The sequence below is a fragment of the Lysinibacillus sp. C5.1 genome (genome assembly GCF_016350185.1).
GTDB classification, from domain to species: Bacteria; Bacillota; Bacilli; order Bacillales_A; family Planococcaceae; genus Lysinibacillus; species Lysinibacillus sphaericus.
Map to the genome: position 1 here is coordinate 3,245,316 of NZ_CP066226.1, position 12,235 is coordinate 3,257,550.

Genomic DNA, 12,235 nt, shown 5'->3' on the forward strand with positions numbered 1-12,235 from the left:
TTTTTTTCAAATAAACAACAAATTATTGTAATTGATGGATGCCTAATAGCGCTCCCATATCATCTAAAATTATTTTTGCATCATTATTTAAGAGTGGCATAACATCCGATCTTTGCACTAGTTCTAACGAATTTTTTAATGTTCTTTTCAGCATCGAAATATCAAAATTTGAACAATACTCATTAATCTTATTTATCACTAGTAAATCTGTACGTGTTAATGAAATCTTCGTATCTTTTTGTCCCTTATTATCCGCTAAAATATGTTTAATAAGAACCCGTCCACTTGCATTTAATAGTCGATAATATTTAGCCTCCGATAACTTTAAAAGATTTGCTTCTATAATTCCCCTAGCGCTCACAAAATCTAAATCATCACAAGCTTTGTTTACTTTCACTACAATTGTTCCAATATTTCCTGACATAATAAACCTCCGTTATTCTTGCATTCAAAGTAAAAGACCATTCTACTCAACATAGAATGGCCATAAAATTAAATAAAAATTTCATTTAATGGTAACCAGGCGATCATAGTTTGAAAAATACTCATTTCTCTTCACCTTAGACCCTAGGCTTTGCGTCCTACCCTTTCGGATAGTTTGCCTTTATCTATTATACTAACTAAAATAGATAATACTATATATTTTTTCCTAACTCAATACATAACTTTTGATGCATAAAAAGAAAAACAGCAAATGACTATTTCGCCATCTGCTGTTTCTTCAAATCACTATGCTATTACATGTTTTTTAATTCTTCTAAACGTTTTAATACTACTGCATGTTTCTCTTCATAATCCGCTAATTTTTCGCGTTCAGCATTTACTAATGCTTCTGGAGCCTTTGAAACAAATTTTTCATTGGACAGCTTACCAGTGACAAGCTTCACTTCTTTCGCCCACTTTTCTAGTTCTTTTTCTAGACGAGCGATTTCTTCTTCTAGATTGATAAGACCTACAAGCGGTAAGAATAGCTCTGCTCCCGTTACTACTGCCGTCATTGATTGACTCGGAGCCTCTAAGCCTTCACCAATTGTTAACGGCTCAGGATTACAGAATTTTTCTAAGTAGGCTTTATTCGCTTCAAGAGTAGCAACTGTTGCACTATCTTTAGCAGAAATGAACAACGGTACTTTTTTGCTCATAGGTGTGTTAACTTCCGCACGAATATTACGCACCGAACGTATAATATCCATAAGGAGCTTCATATTGTCTGCTTCTTCAGCAAAGTGAAGATCCGTACGCACAGTAGGCCATGCTGCCACTGTAATTGACTCACCTTCATGAGGTAAATGTTGCCAAATTTCTTCTGTGATGAATGGCATAAACGGATGTAATAGACGCATTGTTTGGTCTAATACGTAAGCTAGTATAGATCGAGTTGTTTTCTTAGCAGCCTCATCTTCACCATTCAGCGGTAGTTTCGCCATTTCAATATACCAAGAACAGAAATCATCCCAAATGAAATTATATAGTTCACGACCTACTTCACCAAACTCATAACGTTCTGCTAATGAAGTCACACGTTCAATTGTTTCATTCAAGCGCGTTAAAATCCATTTATCGGCTACTGATTTTTCACCAGTTAAGTCGATTTCATCATATGTCATTCCATCCATGTTCATAAGTGCGAAACGGGAAGCATTCCAAATTTTATTAGCAAAGTTCCAAACAGATTCTACTTTTTCCGTTGTATATCGTAAATCTTGGCCTGGAGATGAACCTGTTGCTAAGAAATAACGCAGTGAATCCGCTCCGTATTTCTCAATAACATCCATTGGGTCCACACCATTACCAAGTGATTTACTCATCTTACGTCCTTCGCCATCACGTACCAATCCGTGGATTAATACATCTTTGAATGGGCGTTGTCCAGTAAATTCAATACCTTGGAAAATCATACGAGATACCCAGAAGAAAATAATATCGTATCCTGTTACAAGCGTACTTGTTGGATAGTAACGTTGATATTCTTCATTTGCCTCGTCAGGCCAACCCATTGTAGAAAATGGCCATAGTGCTGATGAGAACCATGTATCTAACACATCTTCATCCTGTGTCCAATTTTCTGCGTCTGCAGGCGCTTCTTTACCTACGTAAATTTCACCTGTTTCATTGTGATACCATGCAGGAATTTGGTGTCCCCACCATAATTGGCGAGAGATACACCAGTCACGGATATTTTCCATCCAACGAGAATATGTGTTTTCAAAACGTGATGGAACGAAGTGAACTTTACCTTCCTCGTCTTTTTGCAGTTCTAAAGAGGCATCTGCAAGTGGTTGCATTTTAACGAACCATTGTGCGGAAAGATAAGGTTCTACAACTGCACCAGAACGTTCAGAATGTCCTACAGAGTGCATATGCTCTTCAATATTGATTAGGACACCTGCTTCTTGTAAATCGGCAACAATTTGCTTACGGCATTCAAAACGATCCATACCATTGTATTTACCCGCAAGTTCATTCATTGTGCCATCTTCGTTCATTACCAGAATACGTTCTAAGTTATGACGATTACCAACTTCAAAGTCGTTCGGGTCATGAGCTGGTGTCATTTTTACTACACCTGTACCGAATTCCATATCAACGTAATCATCTGCTACGATAGGAATTTCTCGGCCCACGATTGGTAAAATAACCGTTTTACCGATTAAATGTTGGTAACGCTCATCTTTCGGGTGAACTGCTACACCAGAGTCCCCAAGCATTGTTTCAGGACGTGTCGTTGCAACTTCCACATAGCCAGAACCATCTGCTAATGGGTACTTCATATGATAGAATGCACCTTGTACATCCTGATAGATAACTTCAATATCCGATAAGGCTGTTTTTGCTGCTGGGTCCCAGTTAATGATACGCTCCCCACGATAAATTAAGCCTTTTTCATATAATTGCACGAAAACCGTTTTAACGGCATCCGATAAACCTTTATCGAGTGTAAAACGTTCACGAGAGTAGTCTAATGCAAGGCCAAGCTTCGCCCATTGCGCGCGAATATGCCCAGCGTACTCCTCTTTCCATTCCCAAGTTTTTTCTAGGAATTTTTCACGTCCCAAATCATAACGTGTAATATTATCTTCACGTAGTTTTGCTTCTACTTTTGCTTGTGTAGCAATACCTGCATGGTCCATTCCTGGTAACCAAAGTGCATCATAACCTTGCATACGCTTCATACGAATTAAAATATCTTGTAATGTTGTATCCCATGCATGACCAAGATGCAATTTTCCTGTTACGTTCGGTGGTGGAATGACGATTGAATAGGGTTCCTTCCCGCTTTCAGGTTGTGCTTCGAAAAATTTACCTTGTAGCCACCATTCATAGCGACCCGTTTCAATAGACTGCGGATCGTATTTCGTCGGCATTGAAATGTTTTCTGTCATATTGACTCCTCCTGTTGTGAAATAATTTTTGACATTTATGCGCTTAGGCAAGCTTCATCATTACTCGTCTTGATTTACCAGTGTATTCACACCAAATAAATCAGTGACAAATGCCTTTGGATTATTCGCTAATAAAATGCATACATCTTTTTAGCAAATAAAAAAACTCCTATCGTCAACAAAAGGACGAAGGAGTTTAAGTTCGCGGTACCACCTTTAATTCCAGCAGAGTAAGATAAGCACTCTCGCACATCACTATTTCTCATATTAGTGCACTTTAAATGCCCTTATACATTAGAAGTAAGGATTCATGCTGGATGTCTTAAGCTTATTACAGCTGGCTCTCAATTCGTTAACGGTGTTTAACCGGCTTTAACTACTATTAGTTCACTAAAGCTGCTCGAGGGCTACGTTCGATTACGTACAAATAGAAACTTTTCAGCTACCGTTTCCTCTCTATAAATGCACAAATAATTTACTCTTCCCTGTCATAGCATCCATATTCAGCTTTCCACATTGTACCGCAAATTCATCTATTTTTTCAAGTGATTTAGTTAATTTCAGCTAGTCTTAAAAAGTAAATAGAAAAGGAAGTGACTATTCATATGCGACGACGTAAGTATAACCCTTGGCTTTTACCACCTTGGCTACGACAATTCCGATTTTATTGTAGAACAATTATTGTACCGATTTGTGGTTTTCAGTTTATCCGTGTTATCATCATCCCAACTTCTGGCGATCTTATCATCTTATTACTTTTACTACTTCTATGCTATTTACTTTTAAAAGATATCATTTGATACACGAACTTTGAGCGGAGTATAGTCTTCTGTTAAATCCCAAATCATTGTTTCTACTTCATTCCAGGAACTTGATTCGCGCACAGCAGAGTGACTGGAAGATTCTCTAAGCACAATTTTTTGTTCCGCCGGTACCGATTGTTTAGCTTTGGCTGATGCTTCTACAGGTGTCGGTTTCATTACTTGGACAGTTTGCTCAATAAACGTAGACTCCTCTATTGGAAGTTGCGTCTTGGCTACAACAACCTGTTCCTCAACAGCATCGATTTTTTCTACTGCTGGCATTGGTAATGCTTCACTACGAAATGTACTCGTCACTGTCCATTCAAGTTGACACATTTGATTGGACAGTATTGGACGAATGTCTTTCACCATTAAGTCCTCAATCGCTGCCTCTTTTGGTAAATCAACATTTAATGGGACTGCATATTCAAAATAGCCAGTATCTCCTTGAATATCGAGTGCATCAATACTGATTAAATCTTCGGCATCCATGAATGTTTGCATGTCTTGAAAATCAAAGCGTACATGCGCTGTGATATGATAAATACCATTTAATCTTAACGAGTCTTCTAATTGCATCGATTGCCATTGTGGCTTTATCTGCACAGCCGCAATTTCTGTTGGGCAACCATATCCCGGAAAACAAAATGTTTCACGCATATTCCAAGTTTTCTGTTCGATAATAATCCCTCCCTTAGCATCATATGAATTGCAATCGAAATGTATGCTAGACAACGATGGTTACAAGATTTTTACCATAAAAAAAGCATGCCTGAATAAAAATCAGGCATGCTTTTACGCTTAAACGTTTACCATTTTAATTTTATTTGCTACGCGATCTGTCAACATTTGTGTAGCTTTTGGAACGATTGGCTTGAAGATTGGATTTAATACAGGACCAGCTAAGCCTCCTGCTGTAACTTCTAAAAAGCCTGTCATTTTTGTATTGTTTGCATCAATGCTTTCAGCTAAGAAATAGCCATTTCCTGTAAAATTATCTGATAGGCCTTTTAATTCAAAAGTTACCTTTGAAGGTGCTGCCCACTCTAAAATTGTAATCTCTACTTCTACCGTTTTTTTCAGTACACCAACATTACCTTTAAATGTCCACGTAGAGTGTTTATCATCTATCATCGTATGTGCATTATAACCTGGGACAAGCTTTGCCCATTTTTCCATGTCACTAACGAATTCCCAAACATGTTCAATTGCTACGGGTACTTCTACTGTATGTGTGCCTGTTGCCATTTTAAAACCACTACTTTCTTTTCTGAATAGCTCTATTATAAACTAAAACGCCCACTATTTGGCTATGCTGAAAGTTTTAATTTTGACAAAAAAAAGCCACCCCAATGGATGGCTTTAGATAACTTATTTTGCTAATTGGGCAAACACTTTATGGAAAGCATCGACCGTTTTCGCGATATGTTCCTCTGTATGTGCAGTAGAAATAAACAATCCTTCAAATTGGGAAGGCGGTAAGAAAATACCTTCTTCTGCCATTAAACGGAAGTATTCCGCAAATAATTGTAAATCAGACGTTTTCGCTGAAGCAAAATCGATTACATCTTCATTTGTAAAGAAGAAACCAATCATCGAGCCAGCGCGATTCACCGTATGTGGAATATTGTACTTTGTAGCTGCAGCTCTAAATCCTGCTTCTAGTTGGTCTCCTAACTTTTTGAAATACTCATAGGAGTTTTCATCAAGTCGGGATAACGTTTCATAGCCTGCTGTCATTGCTAATGGATTACCTGATAATGTACCAGCTTGATAAATTGGACCAGCCGGTGCTACTTGCTCCATAACTTCCTTCTTACCCGCGAAAGCACCTACAGGTAGACCGCCACCAATTACTTTCCCTAGCGTTGTCATATCTGGTGTTACAGCAAAGTAACCTTGCGCACAGCCATAGTCAACGCGGAAGCCTGTCATAACCTCATCAAAGATTAGCAGCGCACCATGCTTTGTTGTTAATTCACGTAAGCCTTCTAGGAAACCTGGCTGTGGTGGGACAACGCCCATATTCCCTGCCACTGGCTCAACAATTACTGCCGCAAGCTCTGCACCAAATTTTTCAAATACTTGTTTAGCACCTTCTAAATCATTGTAAGCCACCGTTAATGTATTACGCGCAATATCCGCAGGTACACCAGGGCTATCAGGTAGGCCTAATGTCGCCACACCTGAACCAGCTTTTATCAATAATGAATCACCATGACCATGGTAAGAGCCTTCAAATTTCAAAATTTTATCACGACCTGTTACACCACGTGCTACACGTAATGCAGACATTGTTGCTTCTGTCCCTGATGATACAAAGCGAATCATCTCCATGCCAGGTAAACGTTCTAATACTAGCTTAGCTAAACGATTTTCTGTATAACTAGGAGCTCCAAAAGAAGAACCTTTCGCTGCAGTTTCAGCAATGGCTTTTACAACTTCCGGATGAGTATGCCCTAAAATTAAAGGGCCCCATGATAGTACATAGTCAATATATTCATTGCCATCGATGTCTGTAATTATTGCACCATGACCAGATTCCATAAATATAGGATCCATATTTACTGATTTAAATGCACGTACGGGACTACTAACCCCACCCGGCATTAAGTTGATAGCTTCTGCATATGCTTGTTTTGATTTTTCGTAAGAACGCGCCATTATTTCTCCTCCAACCAACGTGCTACATCTTTAGCATGATAAGTGATAATTAGATCCGAGCCTGCTCGTTTCATACCTAACAATGTTTCAAGCACTACTTTTTTCTCTTCAATCCAACCATTGATAGCTGCAGCTTTAATCATTGCATATTCACCAGAAACGTTATACGCAACAATCGGTAATGTATAGTTATTTTTCATATCTCGAATAATATCTAAATAGCTTAGGGCAGGCTTCACGATTAAGAAATCCGCACCTTCTTCAATATCAGATTCTGCTTCACGGAAAGCTTCCATACGATTGGATGGGTCCATTTGGTATGATTTACGATCACCAAATTGTGGTGCTCCATCAGCCGCATCACGGAAAGGACCGTAATAGCTTGATGCATATTTTACGGCATAGGACATAATTGGTACATTTTCAAAGCCCGCTGCGTCAAGACCAGTACGTATTGCAGCAACAAAACCATCCATCATATTTGACGGTGCAATAATATCTGCACCTGCTTTTGCTTGTGAAACAGCAGTACGTGCTAAAACATCTAAAGAAGCGTCATTTAAAATTTGATCGCCCTCAATCAAGCCACAATGACCATGGTCTGTAAACTCACACAGACATGTATCAGCAATCACTAACAGCTCTGGGTGACGCTCTTTAATAAGGCGTGTCGCTTCTTGAACAATTCCATGATCGTGGAAAGCACCTGTCCCCACTTCATCTTTTTCTGCTGGTAAACCAAATAAAATAACAGCTGGGATACCTAAAGCAACCACTTCATCTACTTCAGCACCTAGATTATCTAATGAAAATTGAAAAACACCTGGCATTGACTGAACTTCATTTTTAATATCTTCGCCTTCTATCACGAAAATAGGATAAATTAAGTCCTCTTTGTGTAAGTAAGTTTCTTTTACCATAGATCGTATCATTGCATTTGCGCGTAAACGACGATGTCTTTGAAATTGTAAATTTGTCATGTTCTTTCCTCTACTTTCGTTAATTCCTCGATGACTGCTTGCATTGTATAAATACTCGGCATAATGTCTACAGTAGCACCGTGGTTTACAATAGCTGCTTCTGTAATGTGCCCGATTGCCGCCACACGTACCGCTTTCCATCCAACGACTGTAGCTATATCCTTTGCATAGACATCTACAGCCGAAGGACTTGCAAAAATGACAGTAACATCTGAATGTTGCTGGATACAATCGATAATTACTTGTTTTTGGTCGTGGCGCTCAATCGTTTCATAAACCGTCCATTCATTTAATTTGAAGGGCAGCCCATCCTTTAATGTTGTTTTCGCTTTTTCCCCACGAATAAATAAACATGTTGGATTGTGCCCTGCAACAATAGGAAACTCTTTAACAAAGACATCGGCACTAAATATTGAAGGCATAAAGCTAACTTGAAAGCCTAACTTTTCTAATGCCGCAGTCGTTTTCGTTCCAATCGATGCAATTTCCCCTTGAAAATGGCTTGCACTTAAATGACAACGATTCATCTTACTAGCAAAAGCATCTACCGCATTTTGACTCGTAAAGATTAGCCAGTTAAATTGACGTGCAAATGCTAATTGCGCATCATCTTTTGGATCAATAATTTCGCAAGTTTCTATCAATGGGGCAAAAACTGCCTGACCACCTAAAGCGGAAATATCGTCTCCAACTGTTGCTGTTTTAGACGTTCCAGTTAAAATAATTGTTTTACCCTGCAAAGGTAAATTATTTAGCATCTTGCTCTGCCTTAACACGTTGAATTAAATCATAGGCACCTTGTTTCGTTAACATGTCAGCTAGTTCATTACCAATTGCTTCGGCATCAGTACCTACTACCGTCTCTTTATAAATAACTGCGGCATCTGGTGCGGCAACTAACCCTGTTAGTGTAATTTCTTCCCCATTATACTTGGCATAACCTGCGATAGGCACTTGGCAACCACCATCCATAGCAGCTAAGAAAGCACGCTCTGCATGTGCTTCTTTCCATGTAGCACTGTCAGTTAATTTTGCTAGTTCAGCTAATAATTCAGCATCGTCTTGTCGACATTCAATCCCTAAAGACCCTTGTGCTACAGCTGGAAGACAGTCTTCCACTGATAAAAACTCTGTTACGACATCATCGCTCCAACCCAATCTCTTTAAACCTGCGGCCGCTAAAATAATCGCATCATATTCGTCTGTTTCAAGTTTTGCTAAACGTGTATCGACATTTCCGCGAATCCATTTAATTTCAATATCAGGACGTAATGTTAAGAGTTGAGCACTTCGTCGAAGAGAGCTTGTCCCCACTACTGCTCCTGCAGGAAGATCTGCTAATTTCACATGACCTTTAGAAATAAATGCATCGCGCGCATCCTCACGAGGTGGAATACAACCAATTACTAAACCTTCTGGTAGTACGGCAGGCATATCTTTCATCGAATGAACCGCAAAATCAATTTCCTTGTCAAAAAGCGCCTGTTCAATTTCTTTTACAAAAAGTCCTTTACCACCAACTTTAGAAAGTTGAACATCTAAAATTTGATCGCCTTTAGTAACAATTTCTTTTACTTCAAATTCAAACGGCACACCTGCTGCCTTTAGCTCATTGATAAACCAATTTGTTTGCGTTAATGCTAATTTACTTCTCCTAGAACCTACAATAATTTTTCTCAACAGTCTCCAACCTTTCTTCTAATACCATAAATGGAATCGAGATAAGCTACTTCCTAAAAAGAAATTTACGACAACTAATAAATAAGCATAAATATGAACCCACGCATAATTAGTGCCCGTCAGCTTACTTTTACGATTCACATATAAAATACAACAATATAATACTAAAATGATAAAGGACCCTATTATCTTCGCATCAAAGATAGATAAACTCTCTAATCTTAATAATGCCCATTCAAAGCCTAATATTAAACTTATGAATAACATTGGAATCCCTATAAAAAATGATACGTTCATCCAATTGCTCGTTTGCTGTAATGATGGCAAACGTGTCCATAATTGTGACCATTTTTTCTTTTTTAATAAGCGATATAAAACTAAATATAATATCGCAAATACAAAAGTTAACGTGAAAGCAGCATACGATAATATCGCAAATGAAATATGGATAAAGAGCATTTCCGAAATTAATGTATCCCCTACTGCTCCTGTTGGCCTTTTCGGCATAAATGTAAAAATACTAGCAAATAAAAATCCTAATATATTGATAATAAATACTGGTAAATCGACTCTCGCTATACAATGGAGAATAATCGATAATGTTACTAACAACCAAGAATAGAACAGAATTCCTTCATATAAAGATAAAATCGGGAAACGCTTTGTTTCGATAAAAGTTAGTATAATAATGGCACTTTGAATCACCCATACAAATGAAACAAGCCAAAAAGCAATCCGCCTTGCACGTACTTGTTTATAAAAGTAATCAGTAAAGTAAAACACTAGACTGATCGCATACAAGACGATCATCACTTCATAGAGCCTTGTCATTGTCAAATCAGCCAATGGACATCCCTTCTTTATTTCAAAAAGTGCTAAAGCTACTATAAACAGTATCCCAGCCTAAAAAAGACGTTTTCGTATCTTTAGTTTACCATACAGATACGAAAACGCCTCATGTAATTTCAAGTTCGCACACGTCAGCAAAACCATGCAAAAAGCAAAAATTTGCTACATGACTCAAATCGTGAGCCTCAAGCGATTGTGGAGCTCGAATGTCTAGACATCTTAGAAAGAGTACTTTGGTTCAGTAGGTGTTTGCGATGATCGTAAACGTTCTTTACGCTCAAGCTCTTGCTTGCTCATCATATCCACTTCATCTTCCACAGCATCCTCTATGCCAAAAATTTGTTGGAATAAACGTAACTGTTCATTTGCTTTTGGTGAATTTGCCATTTCCTTAGCTTGTAAAATTGGCTCTTTTAACAATTGATTAATAATTGATTTTGTATGCTTACTTAAAATCTTACGTTCTCGATCCGTTAACTCTGGCATTTTATTTTCAATACTGATCATTGTTTCTTGTTGAATTTGGTTTGCTTTTTTACGTAAAGCTGAAATGACTGGCACGACACCAAGCGTTGCAAACCAATCTTTAAATTGAACAACTTCTTTATCAATCATTTGCGTAATTTCCGCTGCCGCACGTTCGCGCTCTGCTAAGTTAGCTTCAACAATACCTTGTAAATCATCGATATCATATAAGAATACGTTTGGCAGATCACCAACACGTGGATCAATATCACGGGGTACAGCAATATCGACCATAAACAGTGGTTTACCTTTACGCAAACGTTCAACAAGTTGCATGAGCTCATAATCAATGACAAAATCTGTCGCACCTGTGGACGTAATTAAAATATCCGCTTCAAGTAGTGAGCATTGTAATTCCCTCATTGACTTCGCTTCACCTTGGAACTTGGCTGCTAAACTTTCAGCTTTTTCAAAAGTACGATTAATAACCGTCACTTTTCCTACGCCGTTACCATACAAGTTCTCGATAGCAAGTTCACCCATTTTACCTGCCCCTAAAATAGCGACGTGCTTGCGTTGTAAAGATCCAAAAATTTTCTTTGCTAATTCTACTGCTGCATAAGAAACAGATACCGCATTCTCCCCAATAGCTGTTTCACTATGTGCTCGCTTCGCAAATGTAACTGCTTGTTTAAATAACTGATTGTAGACCGTACCTGTCGTCCCAATCTCTTGTCCATTTAAGAAGCTTTTTTTCACTTGTCCTAAAATTTGTGTTTCACCAAGCACCATTGAATCAATTCCAGCTGTAACTTTAAATAAATGTTCTAATGCCTCATCTTCTTCTCGAATTGTTAAGTAAGAAGAAAAAGTCTCCACAGGCAAGTTGAACCAATTTGCTAAAAATTGCTTCACAAAGTGACGTCCAGTATGCAATTGATCGACGACTGCATATATTTCTGTTCGATTACAAGTTGAAACGATAACATTTTCCAATATGCTTTTTTGTTTTTGCAGCGCTTCCATTGCTTGCGGTAACTCGCTTTCTACGAAAGATAGCTTTTCCCTAATTTCAACTGGCGCTGATTTATAATTCAAGCCTACTACGATGGTATGCATGAATAACACCTCACACGTTCTAATTCACAAATCTCATTATAGCACAGTTCGACAATAGTTCATCTATTATTTGTGAACATGTCATGAAGAACTATAATTCATTTTCTACTTTAGAATTATTATAAACTAAGTTTAACAAATTATACGTATTGTATCAAATTTTAAAACTGCATACGAGTAATGCTGGTTTCTCTATGTCAAGGAAAGTTCAAAAATAGAATGGTCTGCTAGATAGCTTTCTCTAAAAATGGCATTGAACTCTTTTACACAATAGAAAAAACTGTAGACAAAC

At 38.0% G+C, this 12,235-nt stretch carries 10 protein-coding genes, 1 riboswitch and 1 other annotated feature; all 10 genes read right to left on the reverse strand.

Going from position 1 to position 12,235, the window contains the following annotated elements:
* Positions 1–22 precede the first annotated feature (22 nt).
* The 10 genes from I5435_RS15875 to hemA all read right to left on the reverse strand — a co-directional run bounded on the left by I5435_RS15875 (position 23) and on the right by hemA (position 11,943).
* A complete protein-coding gene (locus I5435_RS15875) occupies positions 23–424 on the reverse strand; it encodes a hypothetical protein (RefSeq protein ID WP_024363195.1) in 402 nt (133 codons plus the stop codon).
* An 87-nt stretch (positions 425–511) separates the two neighbouring features.
* Positions 512–613: riboswitch (cyclic di-GMP riboswitch) on the reverse strand.
* Between the two features lie 124 nt (positions 614–737).
* Positions 738–3,383 carry a valine--tRNA ligase gene (locus tag I5435_RS15880; protein WP_025220182.1) on the reverse strand — a complete coding sequence of 882 codons (2,646 nt, stop codon included), beginning with the start codon at positions 3,381–3,383 and terminating at the stop codon, positions 738–740.
* A gap of 179 nt (positions 3,384–3,562) precedes the next feature.
* Positions 3,563–3,884, reverse strand: a binding site (T-box leader).
* A 281-nt stretch (positions 3,885–4,165) separates the two neighbouring features.
* A complete protein-coding gene (locus tag I5435_RS15885; RefSeq protein WP_029747283.1) occupies positions 4,166–4,846 on the reverse strand; it encodes a hypothetical protein in 681 nt (226 codons plus the stop codon).
* A 141-nt stretch (positions 4,847–4,987) separates the two neighbouring features.
* Positions 4,988–5,434 carry an SRPBCC family protein gene (locus I5435_RS15890; RefSeq protein WP_024363198.1) on the reverse strand — a complete coding sequence of 149 codons (447 nt, stop codon included), beginning with the start codon at positions 5,432–5,434 and terminating at the stop codon, positions 4,988–4,990.
* A gap of 123 nt (positions 5,435–5,557) precedes the next feature.
* Positions 5,558–6,850, reverse strand: coding sequence for a glutamate-1-semialdehyde 2,1-aminomutase (gene hemL / locus I5435_RS15895; protein ID WP_025220183.1), 1,293 nt, complete (start codon positions 6,848–6,850; stop codon positions 5,558–5,560).
* Entirely contained in the window at positions 6,850–7,830 is a 981-nt protein-coding gene (gene hemB / locus I5435_RS15900; RefSeq protein ID WP_024363200.1) for a porphobilinogen synthase, read from the reverse strand. Before hemB ends, hemL begins: the two co-directional genes overlap by 1 nt.
* Positions 7,827–8,588, reverse strand: a complete 762-nt coding sequence (locus I5435_RS15905; protein WP_337982578.1) for a uroporphyrinogen-III synthase — start codon at positions 8,586–8,588, stop codon at positions 7,827–7,829. Before I5435_RS15905 ends, hemB begins: the two co-directional genes overlap by 4 nt.
* Positions 8,578–9,510, reverse strand: coding sequence for a hydroxymethylbilane synthase (gene hemC, locus I5435_RS15910; RefSeq protein ID WP_337982579.1), 933 nt, complete (start codon positions 9,508–9,510; stop codon positions 8,578–8,580). The genes I5435_RS15905 and hemC overlap by 11 nt, the downstream gene beginning before the upstream one ends.
* An 18-nt stretch (positions 9,511–9,528) precedes the next feature.
* Positions 9,529–10,356, reverse strand: a complete 828-nt coding sequence (gene ccsA / locus I5435_RS15915) for a cytochrome c biogenesis protein CcsA (RefSeq protein WP_024363203.1) — start codon at positions 10,354–10,356, stop codon at positions 9,529–9,531.
* Positions 10,357–10,578: 222 nt separating this feature from the next.
* Positions 10,579–11,943 (reverse strand): glutamyl-tRNA reductase, encoded by a 1,365-nt coding sequence (gene hemA / locus I5435_RS15920; protein ID WP_024363204.1) that lies wholly within the window; start codon positions 11,941–11,943, stop codon positions 10,579–10,581.
* Between the last annotated feature and the right edge of the window lie 292 nt (positions 11,944–12,235).

Excerpts from the sequence above, each read along its gene's own strand:
- I5435_RS15875 (WP_024363195.1), bottom strand. The coding sequence starts at position 424 with ATGTCAGGAAATATTGGAACAATTGTAGTGAAAGTAAACAAAGCTTGT.
- I5435_RS15880 (WP_025220182.1), bottom strand. The coding sequence starts at position 3,383 with ATGACAGAAAACATTTCAATGCCGACGAAATACGATCCGCAGTCTATT.
- I5435_RS15885 (WP_029747283.1), bottom strand. The coding sequence starts at position 4,846 with ATGCGTGAAACATTTTGTTTTCCGGGATATGGTTGCCCAACAGAAATT.
- I5435_RS15890 (WP_024363198.1), bottom strand. The coding sequence starts at position 5,434 with ATGGCAACAGGCACACATACAGTAGAAGTACCCGTAGCAATTGAACAT.
- hemL (WP_025220183.1), bottom strand. The coding sequence starts at position 6,850 with ATGGCGCGTTCTTACGAAAAATCAAAACAAGCATATGCAGAAGCTATC.
- hemB (WP_024363200.1), bottom strand. The coding sequence starts at position 7,830 with ATGACAAATTTACAATTTCAAAGACATCGTCGTTTACGCGCAAATGCA.
- I5435_RS15905 (WP_337982578.1), bottom strand. The coding sequence starts at position 8,588 with ATGCTAAATAATTTACCTTTGCAGGGTAAAACAATTATTTTAACTGGA.
- hemA (WP_024363204.1), bottom strand. The coding sequence starts at position 11,943 with ATGCATACCATCGTAGTAGGCTTGAATTATAAATCAGCGCCAGTTGAA.